Annotated in this window: 22 protein-coding genes and 1 tRNA gene; 11 read left to right on the plus strand and 12 right to left on the minus strand. The window is 67.1% G+C overall.

Annotation, left to right across the window (positions count from 1 at the left end; genetic code table 11):
* Positions 1–9 precede the first annotated feature (9 nt).
* Positions 10–1,008 (minus strand): AraC family transcriptional regulator, encoded by a 999-nt coding sequence (locus tag AC07RV_RS10820; protein ID WP_296787742.1) that lies wholly within the window; start codon positions 1,006–1,008, stop codon positions 10–12.
* Positions 1,009–1,265: 257 nt separating this feature from the next.
* On the opposite strand from AC07RV_RS10820, the gene AC07RV_RS10825 reads away from it, so the two are divergent.
* The 3 genes from AC07RV_RS10825 (at position 1,266) to AC07RV_RS10835 (ending at position 3,154) form a co-directional block, all read left to right on the plus strand.
* The gene (locus tag AC07RV_RS10825; protein ID WP_296787740.1) at positions 1,266–1,889 is read left to right on the plus strand and encodes a YiiG family protein; all 624 of its coding nucleotides are present in this window, start codon (positions 1,266–1,268) and stop codon (positions 1,887–1,889) included.
* The gene (locus tag AC07RV_RS10830) at positions 1,886–2,812 is read left to right on the plus strand and encodes a hypothetical protein (protein ID WP_296787738.1); all 927 of its coding nucleotides are present in this window, start codon (positions 1,886–1,888) and stop codon (positions 2,810–2,812) included. The genes AC07RV_RS10825 and AC07RV_RS10830 overlap by 4 nt, the downstream gene beginning before the upstream one ends.
* Before the next feature lie 120 nt (positions 2,813–2,932).
* Positions 2,933–3,154, plus strand: coding sequence for a hypothetical protein (locus AC07RV_RS10835; RefSeq protein WP_093341623.1), 222 nt, complete (start codon positions 2,933–2,935; stop codon positions 3,152–3,154).
* Between the two features lie 30 nt (positions 3,155–3,184).
* Here the strand turns inward: AC07RV_RS10835 and AC07RV_RS10840 are convergent, their stop codons facing one another.
* A complete protein-coding gene (locus AC07RV_RS10840) occupies positions 3,185–3,625 on the minus strand; it encodes a hypothetical protein (protein ID WP_296787736.1) in 441 nt (146 codons plus the stop codon).
* Between the two features lie 179 nt (positions 3,626–3,804).
* Here AC07RV_RS10840 and AC07RV_RS10845 point away from each other — a divergent pair, with 179 nt between their 5' ends.
* The 3 genes from AC07RV_RS10845 to AC07RV_RS10855 all read left to right on the plus strand — a co-directional run bounded on the left by AC07RV_RS10845 (position 3,805) and on the right by AC07RV_RS10855 (position 5,727).
* The gene (locus AC07RV_RS10845; RefSeq protein ID WP_296787734.1) at positions 3,805–4,743 is read left to right on the plus strand and encodes an alpha/beta hydrolase; all 939 of its coding nucleotides are present in this window, start codon (positions 3,805–3,807) and stop codon (positions 4,741–4,743) included.
* Positions 4,744–4,855: 112 nt separating this feature from the next.
* The gene (locus AC07RV_RS10850; RefSeq protein ID WP_296787732.1) at positions 4,856–5,086 is read left to right on the plus strand and encodes a hypothetical protein; all 231 of its coding nucleotides are present in this window, start codon (positions 4,856–4,858) and stop codon (positions 5,084–5,086) included.
* A 128-nt stretch (positions 5,087–5,214) separates the two neighbouring features.
* The gene (locus tag AC07RV_RS10855; protein ID WP_296787731.1) at positions 5,215–5,727 is read left to right on the plus strand and encodes a hypothetical protein; all 513 of its coding nucleotides are present in this window, start codon (positions 5,215–5,217) and stop codon (positions 5,725–5,727) included.
* 71 nt (positions 5,728–5,798) lie between these two features.
* On the opposite strand, the gene AC07RV_RS10860 is transcribed toward AC07RV_RS10855, so the two are convergent.
* Together AC07RV_RS10860 and AC07RV_RS10865 are read right to left on the minus strand one after the other, a co-directional pair.
* On the minus strand, positions 5,799–7,421 hold the full coding sequence (locus tag AC07RV_RS10860; RefSeq protein ID WP_296787730.1) for a putative phage tail protein: 1,623 nt from the start codon (positions 7,419–7,421) through the stop codon (positions 5,799–5,801).
* A gap of 198 nt (positions 7,422–7,619) precedes the next feature.
* Positions 7,620–7,871: a hypothetical protein gene (locus AC07RV_RS10865; protein WP_296787728.1), complete on the minus strand. Its 252-nt coding sequence runs from the start codon at positions 7,869–7,871 to the stop codon at positions 7,620–7,622.
* Between the two features lie 320 nt (positions 7,872–8,191).
* On the opposite strand from AC07RV_RS10865, the gene AC07RV_RS10870 reads away from it, so the two are divergent.
* Entirely contained in the window at positions 8,192–8,608 is a 417-nt protein-coding gene (locus tag AC07RV_RS10870; protein WP_366929035.1) for a helix-turn-helix domain-containing protein, read from the plus strand.
* 179 nt (positions 8,609–8,787) lie between these two features.
* On the opposite strand, the gene AC07RV_RS10875 is transcribed toward AC07RV_RS10870, so the two are convergent.
* From AC07RV_RS10875 to tolB, 5 genes are all read right to left on the minus strand, one after another.
* Positions 8,788–8,863 (minus strand) — tRNA-Lys (locus AC07RV_RS10875).
* Between the two features lie 85 nt (positions 8,864–8,948).
* Complete coding sequence (locus AC07RV_RS10880) at positions 8,949–9,737, minus strand: tRNA threonylcarbamoyladenosine dehydratase (protein WP_296787726.1); 789 nt, start codon at positions 9,735–9,737, stop codon at positions 8,949–8,951.
* A 109-nt stretch (positions 9,738–9,846) separates the two neighbouring features.
* Positions 9,847–10,605 carry a tol-pal system protein YbgF gene (gene ybgF / locus AC07RV_RS10885; protein WP_093341603.1) on the minus strand — a complete coding sequence of 253 codons (759 nt, stop codon included), beginning with the start codon at positions 10,603–10,605 and terminating at the stop codon, positions 9,847–9,849.
* The gene (pal, locus tag AC07RV_RS10890; protein WP_093341601.1) at positions 10,605–11,129 is read right to left on the minus strand and encodes a peptidoglycan-associated lipoprotein Pal; all 525 of its coding nucleotides are present in this window, start codon (positions 11,127–11,129) and stop codon (positions 10,605–10,607) included. The genes ybgF and pal overlap by 1 nt, the downstream gene beginning before the upstream one ends.
* Positions 11,130–11,153: 24 nt before the next feature.
* Positions 11,154–12,479 (minus strand): Tol-Pal system beta propeller repeat protein TolB, encoded by a 1,326-nt coding sequence (gene tolB, locus AC07RV_RS10895; RefSeq protein WP_172705446.1) that lies wholly within the window; start codon positions 12,477–12,479, stop codon positions 11,154–11,156.
* Positions 12,480–12,680: 201 nt separating this feature from the next.
* On the opposite strand from tolB, the gene msbA reads away from it, so the two are divergent.
* Entirely contained in the window at positions 12,681–14,471 is a 1,791-nt protein-coding gene (gene msbA / locus AC07RV_RS10900; protein ID WP_296787724.1) for a lipid A export permease/ATP-binding protein MsbA, read from the plus strand.
* Here the strand turns inward: msbA and AC07RV_RS10905 are convergent.
* Positions 14,453–15,196 carry a GntR family transcriptional regulator gene (locus tag AC07RV_RS10905; protein ID WP_296787722.1) on the minus strand — a complete coding sequence of 248 codons (744 nt, stop codon included), beginning with the start codon at positions 15,194–15,196 and terminating at the stop codon, positions 14,453–14,455. The two genes, msbA and AC07RV_RS10905, sit on opposite strands and share 19 nt — an antisense overlap.
* Before the next feature lie 100 nt (positions 15,197–15,296).
* Between AC07RV_RS10905 and AC07RV_RS10910 the strand changes: the two genes are divergently transcribed.
* The 3 genes from AC07RV_RS10910 to AC07RV_RS10920 all read left to right on the plus strand — a co-directional run bounded on the left by AC07RV_RS10910 (position 15,297) and on the right by AC07RV_RS10920 (position 18,483).
* Positions 15,297–16,079: an SDR family oxidoreductase gene (locus AC07RV_RS10910; RefSeq protein WP_296787721.1), complete on the plus strand. Its 783-nt coding sequence runs from the start codon at positions 15,297–15,299 to the stop codon at positions 16,077–16,079.
* A gap of 45 nt (positions 16,080–16,124) precedes the next feature.
* On the plus strand, positions 16,125–17,057 hold the full coding sequence (gene kce / locus AC07RV_RS10915) for a 3,5-dioxohexanoate:acetyl-CoA acetone transferase (protein ID WP_296787719.1): 933 nt from the start codon (positions 16,125–16,127) through the stop codon (positions 17,055–17,057).
* 91 nt (positions 17,058–17,148) lie between these two features.
* The gene (locus AC07RV_RS10920) at positions 17,149–18,483 is read left to right on the plus strand and encodes an MFS transporter (RefSeq protein WP_296787717.1); all 1,335 of its coding nucleotides are present in this window, start codon (positions 17,149–17,151) and stop codon (positions 18,481–18,483) included.
* A gap of 12 nt (positions 18,484–18,495) precedes the next feature.
* Here AC07RV_RS10920 and rng read toward each other — a convergent pair whose 3' ends face one another.
* Both rng and AC07RV_RS10930 read right to left on the minus strand, forming a co-directional pair.
* Positions 18,496–20,022: a ribonuclease G gene (gene rng, locus AC07RV_RS10925; RefSeq protein WP_296787715.1), complete on the minus strand. Its 1,527-nt coding sequence runs from the start codon at positions 20,020–20,022 to the stop codon at positions 18,496–18,498.
* A gap of 25 nt (positions 20,023–20,047) precedes the next feature.
* Positions 20,048–20,659, minus strand: coding sequence for a Maf family protein (locus AC07RV_RS10930; protein WP_296787712.1), 612 nt, complete (start codon positions 20,657–20,659; stop codon positions 20,048–20,050).
* Between the last annotated feature and the right edge of the window lie 41 nt (positions 20,660–20,700).

Here is a 20,700-nt window from a genome sequence, read left to right on the forward strand (position 1 = left end):
CCCAGTGCCTCAATGCCGCGCGGTCTCGCGCGGCAGGTGGCCGAAGCGCTCGCGGTAGCACCCCGCGAAGCGGCTCAGGTGCGAGAAGCCGCAGTTGAGCGCCACCTCGGTCACGCTGGCGCCGTCGTGGCGCGCGAGCTGCGCATGCGCGGCGTCGAGCCGCATGTTGCGCAGCACCTCGCCGGGCGAGCGCTCGCGGTAGCGCCGGAACAGCAGCGCCAGCCCGCGCCGCGTGAGGCCGGCGGCGCGCGCCACCTCCTCGAGCGACAGCGGCGTGTCGAGCCGCTCCTGCATGAACTCCTCGGCGCGCCGCAGCTGGCGCAGGCTCGCGGCCTCCGAACCGTGCCGCGCCTCGTCGTGCCGCTCGCGCACCGAGTTCGGCCGGTGGCACAGCAGGTAGAGCATCAGGTTGTCCTCGCAATGCGAGAGCCAGCGCGCGTCGTAGCCGGCATCGCCCGCCGCGGGCAGCAGCGAGGCGAGGCTGGCCACCATGCGGCGCCATTGCGTGCCCGCCGTGTCGTCGAGCCGGAACGGCATCTCGAAGTCGATCTCGCCCACCGCATCGGCGCCGCGCAGCGGGAAGGCATGGCGCGCCACCTCCTGCAGTCGGCTCAGCTCGATCTTGAGCATCAGCTGTTCGCAGTCGGCATGCCAGCGCAGCCGCACCGGCTTGTGGGCCGAGATCACCGCGCCCTGCCCCGGATGGATCTGCAGGCTGCCGCCCGCGTGATGGATGTCGGCGTGGCCGCGCAGCGGCATCTGCACCAGCACGAAGTTGCCGAGCGCATCGGGCTCGATGTCCACGTCGCAGCCATAGCGCAGGATGCACAGCGAGAGTGCGCTGAGCTCGGCGCGGCAGAAGATCGCATCGACGTCGCCGCGATGCCAGACGCTGCGGTGCGGCTTCAGCTCGCAGGCGATGCGTGCATGGGTTTCGTCCGCCGCGCGGGAACGGAAGACCTCGCGCCCGTACAGCGGCGAGAGTTGCTGGCTCGACCATGCTTCCACGGACACTCCTGCGATTTCAAGGTGGGGAACCGAACGCTTGTTGCGTCTTGTGCGGCGGCGAATCTACGTGCAAACGCCGCGGGCCGCCATGGCGGTTGCCCTGAGGCGATGCACACGGAGGTATTCGCGCAGCAAGAAACCTGCCCGCGAGGCCTGAAGCGCAAAGCAGCGGACGTTGCGATTGCTTGCATGTCGCGCGGCCGTTCTGGCCGAGGGCGTGGCTATCATCCGCGCCCTTCGGGAGAGAAAAGACGCCCATGAGCGAACGAGAAAGAGGGAGGGTGGCGCATGCGCGCCTGCTGCTGCCGGGCCTGTGCTGCGCCCTGCTCGCGGCCTGCGGTCCGAGCGACCGCACTGCGACGGTGCCTTCGAACGCGGCTCCCCCGGCCCTGGCCCGCCCCACCCTCGACAGGCTGCAGGCCACCACCCGCGGCGCCTACGGCACGGCCTACTACCGGCTGGTCGCCGACAACCGCAGCGTGGCCGCGAAGTACCGCAGCTACCTGCGCATGAACGTGCCCGGCACGGCGCCGAACGCGAGCGCCTTCCATGGCAGTCCCTCCGAACTGCATCCCATCCTCTCGGACCTCGAGGCGGCGCGCATCGACGGCTCGGGCGACGCGGCGCTCGATGCCGCCGTGGACGGCGTGCTGGCGGCCGGCGACAGGCTGGTCGACGTCTGGACGCCGCTCGACGCCTATTACGCGTCCAGGGGCTTCCTCGAGGACCACTGGGCCCGGGCCCGCGCCGCCGACGACGACATGCGCCGCGCCTTCATCGGCCTGCTCGAACGCATCGACACGCTCGGCACCGAGCTCGACCGCGTGCAGGATGCGCTGCATGCCCAGCGCTCACCCCGGCTCAAGGAGATCGTTGAATGAGGAAATCGACCGCCATCGCGGTGCTCGCCGCGCTGCTGCAGGCCACCGTGCCGGTGGCGGCCCAGGCCCCGGCCGACGCGGCCACGCCGAAGCAGCAGGAGCAGCAGCCCTCCTATGACCTGCGGATCTCGACCGAGAAGCTGGCGTTCCGGGTGTATGTCAACGACCTGCTGATCCAGGCCTTCCCGACCCGGCGGATCGGCTCGATGAGCATGCCGCTCAACCCCGCGATCCTGCGCAGCGGCCCGCAGAAGCTCACGATCCGCCTGCTGCCCGCGGCCGGGCAGGACCGGCTGCCCGACACGGACGACCTCAAGGTGGAACTGGTGGTGCGCAGCAAGACCGCGCCGCCGCGCAACACCACGCTCTATGAGCTGCCCCCGCTGCGCGACGGCAGGCAGGCGCAGTTCACCGACCCGCAGGGCTTCAGCCAGACCGTGCAGTTCGAGGCCCAGGTGCCCTACAGGCTGGCCGGCTGGGAACGCAGCGTGCCGCTCGATGCCAACGATCCCAAGCTCGAGGCCGAGGTGGTCGAGGCCTACCGCCGGCTGATCGACGACATCGGGAACAGGAAGGGCGAGGCCTTCATCGGCGCGCTTGCCAAGGCCCAGCGGCTGCTCTACCCCACCATCTACCTGTCGGCCAGGGAGGCGCGCGAGCGGGATGCCGAATGGGTGAGCTTCATCGACAAGGGCACCGGAACCGTCGTGCCGCTCGAGCACCACGCGCTCGAGATCCGCGGCGACGGCAAGCTGGTGCGGCTCAGGCGCACCGATCCGGCCAGCGTCGACGAAGGCGTGGTGCGCATCGCGTACAAGCGGGGGCCGCAGCCCCGGACCATCGTCTACGACATCTACCTGCACCGGCCCGCGCCCGGCGCGAAGCTCGAGCCGATCTGGTACTTCATGACCGACTTCAACTGACGAGCCCTGAAGCCGGCCGCTGCCGATGCCGGATCGCCCACGGCAATCGGTAGCAATAAGTTGAGAACCAAGGTACTATTTCCTGGCTTCGCAGGCCTCTCGCGCCTACGCTCGCCTCCCATGCACTCAGCCCACATCTCCGTCGACCTCCAGGATGGCTGGAATGGTTCGTTCTTCTGCAGGGAGACGGTGCGCGGCAGCTATTCGGGCGTGGCCCGGATCACCTGGCACGGCATCCCCAAGGGCGACCTCGTCGTGATGCGCCAACCTTCGCTGGAAGCGGCCGTCGAACGCGTGCGGCTGCGCGGCGGCCAGTTCATCAAGGCACGCACGCAGCCCTGAGCCCGTTCCCCTCGTTCGCCCGCGGCCTCGTCAACCGAGGCTCGAGCGCTTGCAGTTGAACACCGTGCCGCTGTCCGCCGCGCGCAGCATGGGCACCTTGCCCACGAAGCTCAGCGTGGCGCTGGTCAGCCGCCATTCGCCGGCCTTGAACAGCTTGAACAACGTGGTGGTCTCCACCTCGGAGGTCGGGATCGAATTGAACACGTAGACCGGATCGCCGGACGATTCGTCCATGCCGACCAGGTCCGCGCGCATCTTGCCCAGCGTCTCGGTCTCGCGCGTCTTCGATCGCACCACGTCGAGATTGACCGTGCGCGAGAACTCGTCGATCGCGATCCTGCGCACCGCGTTGAACGGCGCATTGCCCGCGGCCGGCCCCGGCGTGCAGACGATGGTGGCGGCCGATGCGGCCGTGCAGGAGGCCGCCAGTGCCAGCAGCAGGCAGGCCGGGCGGCTTCTTCGGGTGGTCATGGATCGTCCCTGGTCTGTGGTTCCGGAGGTGGACCACTGTAGCGCGCGGCCATACCCCCGATCTTCGTGCGCCCGCGTCGCTCGCGCCCCTGCCGACTACAACGATCTTCGTAACTTCCATTCGCCGACATCTTCTGACCCAATCGCTCTCCACCAATGCGCAAGCCATTGGCCGCGCGATGCCATCCCGCATCGGCGAGCACAAGCAGGATGCCCCGCGCATCCGCAGCACGAGGAGATTCAGCATGCAGGTTCATCGGATGTTCCGCCGATTCACGTTGGCCCTGGCCGCCGCATTCGTGCTCAGCCTCGCCGCCTGTGGCGGGGGTGGAGGCGGCGGCGGTGGCGGTGGACTGCCGCTGCTTCCACCGGTGGCCGGTGAACCGCCGCCCCCGCCGCCGCCGTCCAGCACGAGCCGGGTGATCAATGCCACGCTGAAGTCCAACGCGAACGGCGACACCTATCCGATCCAGATCTACCTGCCCGCCGCCTACGATGGCGGGACATCGACCTATCCCGCGATGTACCTGACGGACGGCGATGCGAAATTCAATTTCGGCACGTCGCGCTTCCAGAACTTCGTCGACATCCTCGAGCAGCAGGGCAAGAAGGCCATCGTCGTCGGCATCGGCGGCACCGCGCACCGCAACACCGACTACCTGCCGCCCGGCTCCACGGCGTATCACGACTTCGTCACGCGCGAACTCGTGCCGTACGTCGAATCGAATTACCGCGCCAACCCGGCCAGGCGCATGCTCTCGGGACTGTCGAACGGCGGCATCTTCGTCGCGAGCGCCTTCTTCATGGAGGGTGCGGGCCAATTCACCTTCCAGTACTTCTTCTCTTCCGAAGCCCCCTTCAACGGCCCGCTGGCCGCGCCGATGGATCAGCTCGAGAAGCAGATGTACGCCAACGCCGCCACCCGCGATGTTCCCGTGACGATGCTGCTGGCCTATGCCCTCAACAACAGCGGCGGCCCCACGATCACCGCGATGCACGACACGATCGCCAGCCGCAATTACAAGGGCCTGAAGCTGAGCCTGAAGGGGTATGCGGGCGGGCACACGCAGATGGATATCCCTTCGCTCGGAGACATCGCGGCGCGGTTCATCGACTAACTGCACGCGCTTCGGACCTCGCTCCGCGTGCGCCCTTCCTCCTCCTCCCAACGGAGGAGGGATCGAACTCCATGGCAGGCACAGAATCGCGGCCAGCCAGAAGGAGTCATCGATGCTCGAGAACAAGACGCTCGTCACCGCCTGCCTTGCGCGGGTCAGCGCGGGGGCGTGGCCGGAGGTCGAGGGGCATCACCTCGAGGTGCTGCAGACGGCGGGGTTGATAGCGCCGGTGGATACGCCTTCGATGCGGATCCAGGCGAGGCCGGCGCGGCGGTTTGCTTATCAGCTGACGCCGGCGGGGAAGGAGTTGCTTTGGCCGCGGAAGATTCGGCCCGCGACGTGAACCGACCCGGTGGTTCCGGGAGCACCCGGACTGCATCCGCTTGTTGACCATCTGGATCCGGCGGACAAAGGTGGATCCGGCATGCTTATGGGTGTACATCTGGATTCAACCCAGCCATCGAAATCCCCATGAGCATGCACATCTGGAACACGCGAAAACTCAGAGACGATCTGGTCCACGACAGGCTCGATGAAACCGATGGCCTCAAGTACATGCTGGCGGCGGCGCTGCTCTATGTGATCCTGAACTATTCGGCGCTCTGGTTCGGCGGCTACAGAAACTGGACCTTGCTGTTCGAAGCCGCCCTCACCCTCGCCATCAGCTTCGTGGGCACGCACGAAGCATTTGTCGCGAACGGTGCGGCTTCCGGGCGCGACTTCGTTCGTCGCTATTGCGTCATTGCGGTTCCCATCGGATTCAAGGTCCTGGCCCTCAATCTTCTGGTGGCGACCCTCATGCACTTTGGACTGCCGCATGTGCTGACGAACGACACGTTTCGGGACCCCGCTTTCGTTTATCGCCTGCTCGTGTTCGTCGCGTCGCTTGCCTACACCATCATCTACTTCATGCGGATTGCTCATCACATGCGCAAGGTGGCGATGGCGACATCGATTCGCGGCGGGGGCGATCGATCTGAATGATGGTACGTCGGCAGAGGTCAGTGCGTTGTTGGCAACGATGAGGTCTGCCACGGCGGATTCGAGGGAAATATCTATGCAGTCGTACCGTTGTTGATGAGTCCGAGATTCGTCAGCGCAGTCACAAGGCTGTCGAGCGCGGCATTCCCAGAACGAGACCCGCTCACTGTCGGCCTTGTCACGGGAGTTGCGCCGAAGAATCCCGCGCTCGCACCGGTATGTGAGAACGTGCCTCCCATGTAGAAGTCCTTCCAGCGAAACGACGTGATGCCGAGATTCCAAGTGTTGTCCGCCCCCGGATACAGCGCGTGCACGCCACTCGAAGGATCGACAGTGAATGCGGTGACCATCATCGATTCCCGAACCTGCAGCTCGAACCGGTCATAGACGATGTTGGGACCGGCTTTGGCGATGAGTCGAACACCGGTCTGGGGATCTCCGCCCTCATTAATGGGTGTTTCCATGTCTATGGAAACACCACGATTCGTCAGGCGATTGGAGCGACTCGAAACGACGATGGCCGTGCCGATTCCCGCGTCACCTCCCCGCCGCACCGCGAGCCGAGTCGCGACGTCGGTCTGGTTGAACACATTCCGCGTCCACGACATCACGTTCGAACTCGGGCTGTTGTTCGTATAGAGCGCCGGCACGCCGATGACGGTGTGGTATTGCGCCTGGGCGTGGATGAACAGCGGCCCCAAGGTGTTCGACTCATCCAGATCGCTACCGATCAGCGTGCACTTCGCGCTCTTGGCATCGAAGTAGGCCCCGTAACCCGTGTTGTGGTCAGTCAAGACGCTCTGGAAGACATTCGCGAAGCAGTTACCGACGTACACCCCGTGGCTTCCATTGGAACGAAACTCGGCCTGAATCAGCATGCCGGCATTCACGTCATTCAACGGCCACGCCGTGAATTGATCGTCAACTGAGAACCCGACGTCTGAGTTGAACGATGCGGTTATCTCAGCGCCGTACCAGCCGTTGCAATTGATGTACCGGTCGCCAGCCAGCGCTCCGACGTGGATGCCCTTGCCGTTGTGCCCGTTTGACGCGATACGGATGAAGCTACAGTAATTTGCAGCTATCCAAAGCCCACCTCCTGAAGCACCAGCCTCCGAATAGATTCCCACGCCTTCAATGCGGGCCCGCGTGCCTACAAGCTTCACGCCCCAACCTGTCGAGCCTGCTTTCTTCGTAACGCGCGACGGCAGGCCGGAAGTGCCGCTTTGATAGGTCGACCGATTTCCGTAGCCCTTCAGTGTCACGCCTTCGGGAACCTCGATGTTTGTGATCAGGTAGTCGCGGACCAAGAGGACCTCTGGGATACCGGCGGATCGTGCGAAGTTAAGCGCGTTTTGAATCTCGACCGTGCTGTCACAACCGTGAATGGCCCCGAACCACTCCACAACAACGGCGCCGTCGAAGATCCGCTTCCATCGCCGGCCGGTCGCATCCACGATGACCGTGCCGCCGTTGTCCGCGCTGGTCGTGTCGGAGGCATCCCGCTGGAAAGTTCCCGCCACGCCCGCGCCAGTGATGCGCACGCCAGCAGCGCGCCCTGTGTATGCGCGCAGCTCTGTGTACCCCTGCACCGGCAATGCGTTGTCAAAAATGCTCTGCGCTTCCTCGGCGTCATACCCGTATGCTGCCAAGGTAGCTGGGGCGGCAAGGTCTTCGCGCGTGACATAGGTAGCCATGAAACGGATCTCCTCGCAGTCGTTGAGCAAGGCACGATTGCCAGGGTATCTCGTGACCGCATGAACAGAGACTACCGTTTCACTGTCCACCTGCCATGGTTGAACGTTGATGCTCGTCGGCGCTCCCGCCCATCATCGCGTCAGCGTTCGCAGCTAGTCCTGCCCACGAACCACGGGGCGTTCTGTGATGAGTCAACCTCAGCTATTCGAAGCTGCAAGGACTAGCGCTGACGCCCCGCTTAACTTCGACATCCTGCTGCAGCCGGTGCCGGTGCCGGTGCCGCTGAAGCGAGCTCTACGCGCGCGCCGTGCACCAGCACCGCGGGCCAGCAGGCCCTGCGCCGCGGCCGCGTCGAGGCCCTCATCCACGGGCTTGTCGAGCGCGAAGTTCTGCAGCGCGTGCTCGGCCATCGACTGCGGCATCTCCTCCAGCACATCTTCGGACAACACACCTGGGGTGATGCTTTGGTCAGCGCTTGTACGTCGACCGGGCGAACCAGATCACGATCGCGCAGTTTGGCGCCTATGCCGACACGCGAGCCCGCTCGACGCAAGTCGACCAGGCCGTCGCTCCGCAAGCAGACGAACTTCAAACAAGTGCGGGGTTAGTCGCACTGGCACGAGCGATCTCCAGTCGCATCACCCGCGCCTCGGCCGGTGGCGCGCAAGATCACGTCTCCAGCAGACATTGAACACCGGCGTTGACCACCCCGCCAGGCGTGTATTCGGGGATCGAAACTGAAAGTTTTCTCGCGGACGACTGATCCTTGATGTTGACACTCTCGGCGGCTCTCTTCACAAGGCTGGCGAGTTCCTCGCGCTGCACGGCATCAGGGAAGCGATTAGCTTGGGCGAATCTCCGGGATCACCCAGCGAAAGCCTTGCCGACTTGCTATGGACGAGAAAAGAGCTCGGTGAGTCGGTTCGCAGCTCCGCCAAAGACTACCCACTGCAGCTGCCGTGCGAACCATCAATGCGAACCCGACTGCGTAGCAGCGTCCACCAAGGTCATCACGGTAGATCAATGTGCCGAGCTACTGCACTGCACAGCTGAGCGCGTGGAAGAAATGATGCGAACGGGTGAGATCCCAGGCCTCAGGATCGGCCGGAGTTGGATCTTCGTGTATCCGGACCTCCTGCATTTTCTTGCCGAGAAAGCTCGCGCGAAGCCGAATCGCGGCGCATGAAGCGAAGCCCACACGCGCCGCTCCCACAGGCCAAGCCATCAGCCCCCCGCGGCCGAATACCAGCGCTCGTCCCAACGAAATCGCTGGCTTCAAGCATGCGCAAGGGGACAAAAAAATACCCTAAGTGATTGACTCACTTAGGGCTGCTAGATCCATTCGAAGATCGATGGATCTGATTCTGGTAGGACGTACTGGATTCGAACCAGTGACCAACGGATTAAAAGTCCGCTGCTCTACCAACTGAGCTAACGTCCCGAATTCGGTTTCCCTTGGAAGGGAGTTCCTCGTTCTTGTTCTTCTTGGTGCTTCGCCGCTGTGTCAAACGCGGCAAAGCCCGAGATTATAGCGTGGTATTTGCAGCCACCCGATCGAGAACCCACCCCGCCGCGCACTGGCCGAAGGTGGCGGTCACGCTGACCACCGATCCGTAGCCATGGCAGTTGAGCGAACCGTCGCCGCTCTCGATGGCGCACGAAGCATCGGGCGGGGCCACGCTCTCGCGGCTGAAGACACAGGCCACGCCGATCTTGCGGCCTTCGCGCGGCGCGCCGTGCGACTTGCGCAGGCGTTGCCGCAGTTGCGCGAGCAGCGGGTCGTGCGTGACCTGCGAGAGGTCGTCGATGTCGACCTTGTGGGCGAGCCGCTTGCCGCCCGCCGCGCCGACGGTGACGAAGTCGGTGCCGCGTGCGACACCTCGCGCCCAGGCGGCCATCGCGAGCTTGGCCTTCACCTGGTCGCAGGCATCGATGACGGCATGCACGGGGCCGTTGGCGGCCTGCGCGGCTTCTAGCAGCGCGGGCCAGTTGTCGGGCTCGACGAACTCGTCGATCGGCAGCACGCGGCACTCGGCATTGATCTGCGCGATGCGCTCGCGCATGGCCTCGACCTTGGCCTGGCCCACGGTGCTGTCGAGCGCATGGATCTGGCGATTGATGTTCGACTCGGACACGTGGTCGAGATCGATCAGCGTGAGGCGACCCACCCCGCTGCGCGCCAGCGCCTCGACGGCCCACGATCCGACGCCGCCGATGCCCACGACGAGCACGTGCGCGTTGCGGATGCGCGCGGCGCCGCTCACGCCGTACAGGCGCTCGAGGCCGCCGAAGCGGCGCGCGAAATCGGGTGCCATCGCGTCGTCGCCAGACGCGACAAAACCGGCGGCTGCCTCGGGGGCAGTCGCCGGTTCGATCGTGGAGACGGGCTCGTGAACGGCGCTCAAGCGGAGGGCTCCGCCGGCACTAGCGCAGGCGCGAGAGACGCTCGCGGCCGGCCTGCGCGGCTTCCGACTGCGGGTAGGCCTTGGTCAGGTCTTCCAGCGTGCGGCGCGCGGCGCGCGTGTCCTTGAGCTCGATCTGGCAGTTCGCGATCGACAGCACGGCCTCGGGGGCCTTGGCATGGTCGGGCGCGAGCGAGAGCATCGAACGGAAGTTGGCGATGGCCTCGTTGTAGTTGCGCGTGGCGTACTGGGCGTTGCCGAGCCAGAACAGGGCCGAAGCGTTGTAGCCGCTTTGCGGGTAGCGCTTGACGAACTCGGCGAAGGCGGTCTGGGCCTGCGCGAACTGGCCGGCGCGGAACACGCCGAGCGCGGCTTCGAAGTCGGCCTTCTCGCGCGGATCGGCATTGAACTCGCGGCCATCGACCGTGACCTTCGAGGGCTCGTTCTGCTTGAGCCGATCGTCGATGGTGGTCTGCTTGGACTGCAGGTCGCTCACGGCGCGCGTGAGCTGCTCGTTCTGGCCGGTCATGCGCGCCAGGTCGCCGCGCATCTGCTCGATCTGCGTCTGCAGGTCGAGCAGGCTTCGCCGCAACTGGCCGTTCTCGTCGCTCAGGCGCTGATCGGTCTGCTGGCGCACGGCCTCCACGCGCTGGCGCAGGTCGAGGATGGCCTTGCGGGCCTCGTCATCCTCGAACAGCGCGGCCTGCGATCCGGCCGAGGCGCACAACAGGGCGGCCGCCAGGGCCGCGCCACGCCACAGAGCGCGTTGGGCGGGTCGCATCACCGGGTGTAGCGGATTTCGGCGCGACGGTTCTGCGCCCAGACTTCTTCACCCGCGCCGGTCACGGCGGGCTTTTCCTTGCCGAAGCTCACGGCTTCGATCTGGCTGTCGTTCACGCCCAGCAGCGTGAGCGCACGGCGCACGGCTTCCGAACGCTTCTGGCCCAGCGCGAGGTTGTACTCGCGGCCGCCGCGCTCGTCGGTGTGGCCTTCGATCGAGATGCGGCGCTGTGCGTTGGCCTTGAGGAAACGGGCATGGCCGTCGATCAGCGACTGGAACTCGGGCTTGACCGTGTAGCTGTCGTAGTCGAAAAACACGATGCGCTCGACGCCCACCGGGCCTTGCGCGGTGCCGGCGTTGGGATCGATCGTGACGGGCGCCACGGAAGTGGTCGCGCCCTGGTTGCCGGCGCCACCGGTGGTGCCGGTGCGGTCGGTCACGGGCGTTTCGTTGAGCTTGGTGCCCGACGAGCAGCCTGCGATCAGCGCCACGATGGCCAGCGAATAAATCGTACGTTTCAACATTTCGAACTCCTCAGATAAACCTAATCATTGCTTTTGAAACGGACCCCAGTCCGGTTCCCTGATGTCTCCTGCCTGACCCGCCAGCCGTGCCTTTATTTTTCCGTCCAGCGTGGTCGTCATGAGGGCTTCGCGACCTTGCAGTTGCGTGGCGTAGACGATCAGCTTGCTATTGGGGGCAAAACTCGGACTCTCGTCCGCCGAGGTGTCGGTGATGGCGGTGACATTGCCGCTGGCCAACTCCATCACATGGAGTTTGAAGGCCCCTCCCACGCGGGAGATGTAGGCCAACCACCGGCCGTCGGCGCTGACGGAAGGAGAAATGTTGTAGGTACCGCTGAAGGTGACCCGGGTCGGGTTACCGCCGTTGGCACCCATCTTGTAGATCTGCGGCGCGCCGCCGCGGTCGCTCACGAAGTAGATGGTGCTGCCGTCGGCCGAGTAGACCGGTTCGGTGTCGATGCTCGCGCTCTGGGTCAGCCGACGCGGCTCGCCGCCGCTGGCCGGGATGGTGTAAAGCTGCGAGCCGCCATCGCGGCTCAGCGTGACGGCGAGCGTGCTGCCGTCGGGCGCCCAGGCCGGCGCGCTGTTGGAGCCGCGGAAGTTGGCGACCAGCCGGCGCTGGCCGCTGGCCACGTTGTGCACGTAGACCACGGGCTTGCGCGACTCGAAGGACACGTAGGCCAGTTGCTGGCCGTTGGACGACCAGACCGGCGAGATGATCGGCTCGGGGCTGGCCAGCGCGGCCTGCGCGTTCTCGCCGTCGGCATCGGCCACCCACAGCGAGTAGCGGCTGCCGCCCTTGGTCACGTAGGCGATGCGGGTCGAGAAGATGCCCTTGTCGCCCGTGAGCTTCTCGTAGACGTAGTCGGCGATGCGGTGCGAGGCGAGTCGCAGGTCGCCCTGGGGAACGATGTAGCTCTGGCCGCCGAGATCGCCGCCGTTCGGTCCGCGCACCACGTCCCAGAGACGGAAGCGCACGTCGTACCGGCCGTCGGCCAGGCGCGTGACGCTGCCGACCACGAGCGAGTCGGCGGTGCGCTGGCGCCAGACGGAGAAATCAGGACGCGAGCCCTCGTCGAGCGCCTGGCCCGAGGCATCGACGCCGCGGAACTGGCCGCTGCGCTCGAGGTCGGCCTGGACGATCTCGGAGATCTTCTGCGGCGAGGAATCCTGGCCGCGGAACGGCACGAGCGCGATGGGCAACTGGGTCAGCCCCACGCCCGACACCTCGACCTTGAACTGGGCGAGTGCGGGCAAAACGGGGGAGGCAGCCAGGGCCGCAATGACCGTGCGGCGACCCAAAAGCGATGAAGAAGGAGTTGGAGAGAGGGCTTGCAACGGCTTGTTCATGCGGTTTCGGAGAGATCTCGGGTTGAAAAAGTTTCTCCCCTTGTAACGGGGCCACATGGTACACATTGCTTTGATGGCGCCATGGCAAAACGTTCCATGCGGGGCCGGGTCCTACATTCAAAATGCTTCAGGAAAGCGGTCCGAAGCACCGGCCCGGGCCGCTGAAAGGGTGTTCCGACCCGCCCCGTAGAATCCGCCGCCATGCAGACACCCCCCGGCAGCGAAGCCGCACGCCCTCCCCTGATGCGCCGGCTGGCGCGGCTCATGACCTGGTTCGGCGGTTCGCGCCAGTGGTGGGCGCTGGGACTGAGCGGCGCGATGCTGGCCGCCATCACCGAGCCGCTGATGGCGGCCCTCCTCAAGCCGCTGCTCGACCGCGGCTTCACGCGCGGCGAAATGCCGCTGTGGTTCGTGCCGGCGGCCGTGCTGCTGTTGTTCGCGGTGCGCGGCATCGCCCAGTTCATCTCGCAGTACGCGCTCTCGCGCATCGCCAACGAAGGCATGCAGCGGCTGCGCAAGGTGCTGTTCGACCGGCTGCTGGGCGCCGAGCTCGCACTGTTCGCGCGCCAGTCGGCCAGCACGCTGTCGAACACCGTGGTCTATGAAGTGCAGACCGGCGCGATGCTGCTGGTGCAGGCGCTGCTGGGGCTGTCGCGCGACGGCTTCACGCTGGTGGCGCTGCTGGGCTACCTGGTCTATCTGAACTGGAAGCTCACGCTGATCGTGGCCTTCCTGGTGCCGAGCATCTCCTGGATCATGAAGGTGTTCTCCAAACGCCTCTACAAGCTGACGCAGCAGGGCCAGCAGGCCACCGACGAACTGGCCTACGTGGTGGAAGAGAACGTGCTGGCCCACCGCATGGTGCGCCTGCATGGCGCCGAAACGGCCCAGGCCCAACGCTTCGAGCAGTTGAGCCAGAAGCTCAACCGGCTGGCCGTGAAGTCCACCATCGCCCAGGCCGCGACCACCCCGCTCACGCAGATGATGGCCTCGCTGGCGCTGTCGGTGGTGGTGATGATCGCGCTCTGGCAGAGCGGCAAGCAGGGCTTCACGGTCGGCGGTTTCGTCGCCTACATCACGGCGATGCTGATGCTGATCGCGCCGATCCGGCGCCTCGCCGAAGTGGCCGGCCCGATCACGCGCGGCCTGGCCGCCCTCGAGCGCGGCCTGGCGCTGGTCGACGAGGTGCCGACCGAGCCGCAGGGCAGCTTCGGCATGGCGCATGCCCAGGGCCGTATCGAATTCCGCGACACGCGCGTGAACTACCGCGGCGACGACGAGCGCCCCGCCCTCGACGGCGTGAGCATCGCCATCGAGCCGGGCCAGAACGTGGCCTTCGTCGGCCCCTCGGGCTCGGGCAAGACCACGCTGATGAACCTGCTGCCGCGCTTCGTGCTGCCCAGCGGCGGCCAGGTGCTGCTCGACGGCCACGACATCTCGGAATGGGAGCTCAAGAGCCTGCGCTCGCAGTTCGCCATGGTGAGCCAGGACGTGGTGATGCTCAACGACACCCTCGCGGCCAACGTGGCGCTGGGCGCCGACGCCGGGATCGATCGCGACCGCGTGCTGGCCTGCATCGCGGCCGCCAACCTCAGCACCCACGTCGAGGGCCTGCCCCAGGGCATCGACACCGTGCTGGGCCACAACGCCACCCAGCTCTCGGGCGGCCAGCGCCAGCGCCTCGCGATCGCGCGCGCGCTCTACAAGGATGCGCCGGTGCTGCTGCTCGACGAGGCCACCTCGGCCCTCGACACCGAATCCGAGCGCCTGGTGCAGGACGCCCTGCAGCGCCTGATGCAGAACCGCACCACGCTGATCGTGGCGCACCGCCTGTCGACCATCCAGCATGCCGACCGCATCATCGTGATGGAACAGGGCCGCGTGGCCGAGCAGGGTTCGCACGCGCAGCTGATGGCGCTCGACGGCCTCTATGCACGGCTGCAGACGAACGCGGTGCGCAGCGCCGCCGCGGGTCAGGATCCGACGCTCTGATCCCGGCCGCCGGGCGGCGCCGGCCTTGAAACGCCCTCCGCCACCAGCACGCCCGCCGAGAGGATGAACTCGGCCGCGCTGCGGATGTCGCCCTCGAGCGCGGCCCGGGCCTTGGCGCCGTCGCGCCGCTTCAGCGCCGCGAGCAGCGCCGCATGGTGCACCACCCCCGTCTTCTCGCCCACGCGGCGCGAGCCGGCGCGCAGGTCGTAGTTGAGGATCGGCCCGATGCGCAGCCACAGCGCCTCGATCATCTGCAACAGCATCGGCATGTCGGCCGCGGCATAGACCGCGAAGTGGAATTCCTTGTTGAAGGTGACCAGCCTCGAGCCATCGGGACTCGCGGCCTTCATCTCGGCGACGAAGGCATCGTGGCGCTCGGCGATCTCGCGCAGCGCCACCGTGCCGACCGCCGCGGCCGCCGCCTCGGTCGCCAGCCCCTCGAGGTTGGTGCGGATCACCGTGATCTCCTTGAACTGCGCGGCCGTCATGCGCGGCACGCGCAGGGTGCGGCTGGGCGTCAGCTCGAGCGCCTGCTCGGCCACCAGCCGCTGCATCGCCTCGCGTACCGGCATCACGCTCACGCCCAGCGCCGCCGCAGCGCTGCGCAGCGAGATCTGCTCGCCCGGCATCATCTGCCCGCTCATCACCAGGTCGCGCAACTGGTCGTAGACGTTGGCGCTGAGCGTCTGGCGCTTGAGCGGGGTGACGAGGTCGGAGAGCTCCATGCCGGCGAGTATACGGTTCGGGGTATACCCTATGAGATATCTGTGATCACAGATCTACGATGCCGACCGTTCTCTGTCACACCCCAAGGAGCTATTCAGAATGTGGAACGGAAATTCCCTCGCCGGCCGACGCGTGCTCGTCACCGCGGGCGCCAGCGGCATCGGCCTCGAGATCGTGCGTGCCTTCGCCGCGGCCGGCGCCCGTGTCTTCGCCTGCGACGTGCAGGCCGAGGGCCTGGACCGGCTGTCGGCCGAGTTGCCCGAGGTCGGCAGCTGCCTCGCCGACGTCTCGAGCGAGGAACAGGTCGCCCGGCTGTTCGAAGCCACGGACCGCGAACTCGGCGGCCTCGACGTGCTGGTCAACAACGCCGGCGTGGCCGGCCCGACCGGTGGCATCGAGACCCTCTCGCTCGACGACTGGAACCGCACGCTGGCCGTCAACATCACGGGACAGTTCCTCTGCGCCCGGCTCGCGGTGCCACGGCTGCGCCAGGGCCGCAATCCCTCGATCGTCAACCTGTCCTCGGCCGCCGGCCATCTGGGCATGCCGGGCCGCTCGCCCTACTCGGCCTCGAAATGGGCGGTGATCGGTTTCACCAAGACGCTCGCGCTCGAACTCGGCCCCGACGGCATCCGCGTCAACGCGATCCTGCCGGGCGCGGTCGACGGGCCGCGCATCCGCGCCGTGATCGCCGCCAAGGCCCAGGCGCTCGGCAAGCCCATCGAGGAAGTCACGCGCATCTACACCTCGCAGTCCGCGCTCAACCGCATGGTGACGGCCGGCGACATCGCGAACATGGTGCTGTTCGCCGCCAGCGACCTGGCGGCCAGCGTCACCGGCCAGGAGCTCGTGGTCGACGGCCACACGCAGGCGCTGAGCTGACCCCGCCCCTGTTCTTCTCTTCCCGACCTCACCCGAATCCCGACCATGGCCACCCGCACCAAAGCCATCATCACCTGCGCCCCCACCGGCGCGATCCACACGCCGAGCATGTCGCCGCACCTGCCGGTGACGGCCGACGAGATCGCCGCCGCCTCGATCGAGGCCGCCCGCGCCGGTGCCGCGATCCTGCATCTGCACGCGCGCGATCCGAAGGACGGCCGCCCCTCGCAGGACCCGGCGCTGTTCCGTCCCTTCCTCTCGAAGATCAAGGCGGCCACCGACGCGGTGATCAACCTCACCACCGGCGGCAGCCCGCACATGAGCGTCGAGGAGCGCATGCGCCCGGCCACCACCTTCAAGCCCGAGCTGGCCTCGCTCAACATGGGCTCGATGAACTTCGGCCTGTTCCCGATGCTCGAGCGCTTCAAGTCCTTCGAGCACGAGTGGGAGCGCGAGCACCTCGAGAACAGCCGCAACCTGATCTTCAAGAACACCTTCGCCGACATCGAGAACATCCTGCGCCTGGGCGAGGCCAACGGCACGCGCTTCGAGTTCGAGTGCTATGACGTCAGCCACCTCAACAACCTGCGCCACTTCATGGACCGCGGCCTGGTGCGCGCGCCGGTGTTCGTGCAGACGGTGTTCGGCATCCTCGGCGGCATCGGCGCCGATCCCGAGGACCTGATGCACATGCACCGCACGGCGGCGCGCCTGTTCGGCGACCGCTTCCAGTGGTCGATCCTCGGCACCGGCCGCAACCAGCTGCCGCTGGCCACCATCGGCGCGGCCATGGGCTCGCACGTGCGCGTCGGCCTCGAGGACTCGCTGTGGATCGGCCCGGGCCGGCTCGCCGCCTCGAGCGCCGAACAGGTGCTGCGCATCCGCGCCGTGCTCGAGGCGCTGAACATCGACATCGCGACACCCGACGAGGCGCGCGAGATCCTCGGCCTCAAGGGCGCGGCCCAGGTCGACTTCTAGCCCTCGTTTTCCCATCGTCCGCAGCGCCGCCGCATCGCACGGCGCGCCGCTGCATTCCTTCATCAGAACAAGACTTCAGAGAGAGACACCGATGGCACACACATCCATCCCCGGCGCCCGCCTCGGGCCCGCGGCCGACACGGCCACCACCGACGAGCAGGCTTCGCTCAACGCATTGATCTTCCGCAAACTGATGCCGCTGCTGGTGCTGGCCTACGTGATCAGCTTCATCGACCGCACCAACATCGCGCTCGCCAAGAGCCACATGGCGGTCGACATCGGCATCTCGGCCGCGGCCTACGGCCTGGGCGCGGGCCTGTTCTTCCTGAGCTACGCGTTGCTCGAGGTGCCGAGCAACCTGGTGATGCACCGCGTGGGCGCGCGCTGGTGGATCGCGCGCATCATGATCACCTGGGGCCTGCTGTCGGCCGGCATGGCCTTCGTCACCGGCGAGACCTCGTTCTACGTGATGCGCGTGCTGCTCGGCGCGGCCGAGGCCGGCCTGTTCCCGGGCGTGATGCTCTACCTGAACTACTGGTTCGGCCGCAAGGACCGGGCGCGCGCCACCGGCTACTTCCTGCTCGGCGTGTGCATCGCCAACATCCTCAGCGGCCCGGTCGGCGGCGCGCTGCTGCAGATGGACGGCCTGCTGGGCTGGCACGGCTGGCAATGGATGTTCGTGATCGAGGGCCTGCCGGCCGTGGCGCTGGCCTTCGTGGTCTGGCGCAAGCTGCCCGACGGGCCGACCGATGCGAGCTGGCTCACGCCTGCGCAGGCCCGGGCAATCGAGCAGGGCCTCGCCGCCGAACGCGCCGAGGACGCGGCCCATGGCCAGGTCGGCGAATCGTTCCGTGCCTGCCTGGTCGACAAGCAGATCTGGCTCGCGATCTTCGTCTACTTCTGCCACCAGATCAGCATCTACACGGTGATCTTCTTTCTGCCGAGCATCATCGGCACCTACGGCAAGCTCACGCCGCTGCAGATCGGCGCGCTCAATTCGCTGCCCTGGGTCGCCGCCGCGGTCGGCGCGATCGCGCTGCCGCGGCTCGCGGTCACGCCGCAGCGCGGGCGCCTGCTGCTGCTGATCGGGCTGGTCGCCATGGCCGTGGGGCTGGGCATCGCGGCCTTCGCGAGCCCGGCCGTCGCGCTCGCGGGCTTCTGCCTCACGGGCTCGATGTTCTTCGTGGTGCAGTCGGTGATCTTCCTGTTCGCTTCCTCGCGCCTGGCCGGCGTGGCGCTCGCGGGCGGGCTGGCCCTGGTCAACACCTGCGGCCTGCTGGGCGGCTTCATCGGACCGTCGGTGATGGGATGGATCGAGCAGAGCACGGGCAGCACGAAGAACGGCCTGCTCGCGATGGCCGTGCTGCTGGTGCTGGCGGCGCTCGCCAGCATCGGGATGCGCCAGGGGCGCGAGTCGCGGCGTTAAGAGCCCGAAGGCTCAGAGCAAGACGATGTCGTACTGCCCCTGCCCGATCGCCGGCTCGGACTGCAGCGAGATCGGCTTGCCGATGAAGTCGCTGAGCCCGGCCAGGTGCTGGCTCTCCTCGTCGAGGAACAGCTCGATCACCTGCGGCGACGAGACGATGCGGAACTCGCGCGGCGTGAACTGCCGCGCCTCGCGCAGGATCTCGCGCATCACGTCGTAGGCCACGCTGCGCGCGGTCTTCACGATGCCCTGCCCGCCGCAGGCCACGCAGGGCTCGCACAGCATGTGGGCCAGCGATTCGCGCGTGCGCTTGCGCGTCATCTCGACCAGGCCGAGCTGCGAGAAGCCGCCGGCCGTGGTCTTCACGCGGTCGCGCGCGAGCTGCTTGCGGAACTCGCCGAGCACCTGCTCGCGGTGGTCGTCGCGCGCCATGTCGATGAAGTCGACGATGATGATCCCGCCCAGGTTGCGCAGCCGCAGCTGGCGCGCGATGGCCTGCGCCGCCTCGAGGTTGGTCTTGAAGATGGTGTCGTCGAAGTTGCGCGCGCCGACGAAGCCGCCGGTGTTCACGTCGATGGTGGTCAGTGCCTCGGTCTGGTCGACCACGAGGTAGCCGCCCGACTTGAGATCGACCCGGCGCCCCAGCGCGCGCGCGATCTCCTCGTCGACCGAATAGAGGTCGAAGATCGGCCGCTCGCCGCGGTAGTGCTGCAGCTTGCCGGCCGCCTTGGGCATGAACTCGAGGCCGAACTTCAGCAGCAGCTCGAACTGCTCGCGCGAATCGATGCGGATGGTCTGCGTGTCCTCGGTGGTGAGGTCGCGCAGCACGCGCTGCAGCAGGCTCAGGTCCTGGTGCAGCAGCGACATCGGCGGCAGCCGCGTCGAGGCCTCGCGGATGCGCGACCAGGTCTTGCGCAGGTAGGCGATGTCGTCGGCGAGCTCGGCGTCGGTCGAATCCTCGCCGTTGGTGCGCAGGATGAAGCCGCCGGTGTTCTCGGGCACCACGCCGCCGCTGTCGGCGGCCGCGGCGGCCTCGATCAGCGCGAGCATGCGCGAGCGCAGCGCATCGCGCAGGTCGGCCGGGATCTTCTGCGACACGCCGATGTGGTTGTCCTGCGGCAGGAACACGAGCAGCCGGCCCGCGATGCTGATCTGCGTCGACAGCCGCGCGCCCTTGGTGCCGATCGGGTCCTTGATGACCTGCACCAAGAGCGACTGGCCCTCGAACACCTGCTTCTCGATCGGCACCATGGTGCCGCCGTTGCGGTGGTCGCGTTCGGCTGGCGCGGCGCTGGGCCGCGAGCCCGGCGTGAACGGGGCCACGATGTCGGCCACGTGCAGGAAGGCGGTGCGTTCGAGCCCGATGTCGATGAAGGCCGACTGCATGCCCGGCAGCACGCGCGAGACCTTGCCCAGGTAGATGTTGCCGACCAGTCCGCGCTCGAGCGTGCGCTCGACGTGCAGCTCCTGCACCGCGCCGTGCTCGACCACCGCCACGCGGGTCTCCTGCGGGGACCAGTTGATCAGGATGTCTTGCATGGAGTTCTCGGTTGTCTCGGTTGTCTCAAGTGGGGAAACCGGCGCGCCGCAGCAGTTGCGCGGTCTCGAACATGGGGAGGCCCATGATGCCCGAATAGGAGCCGCTGATGTGCTCGACGAAGGCGGCCGCCGCGCCCTGGATGCCATAGGCGCCGGCCTTGCCCAGCGGCTCGCCGCCTTCGACGTAGCGGCGGATCTGCGCGCGGGTCATGGGCGCGAAGCGCACGCGCGACACGCTGAGCGCGGCCTGCCGGCGCCGGCCCTGCTGCAGCGCCACGGCGGTCAGCACGCGGTGCGTGGTGCCCGACAGCAGCGCCAGCATGCGCTCGGCATCGCGCGCGTCCTCGGGCTTGCCGAGGATGGTGCGGCCCAGCGCCACGGTGGTGTCGGCGCACAGCACGGGCGCATCGGCCAGGCCGCGGCGACGCAGGCGCGCCACGGCGGCATCGAGCTTGAGCGCGGTCACGCGCTGCACGTAGGCAGTGGGCGATTCGCCGGGCAGCACGGTCTCGAGCGCCTCGGCGTCTTCGTCGTCGGCGGCCAGTAGCAGTTCATGGCGCACGCCGAGATGGCCGAGCAACTGGGCGCGGCGCGGGCTCTGCGAGGCGAGGTAGAGGAAGGTCGGGGTGGTCGGCACGGCGGTCGTCTCTGTGAAGCGGAAGAAAAGACGGGGTCGAT

The organism is Variovorax sp. GW821-FHT09B01, assembly GCF_059418345.1.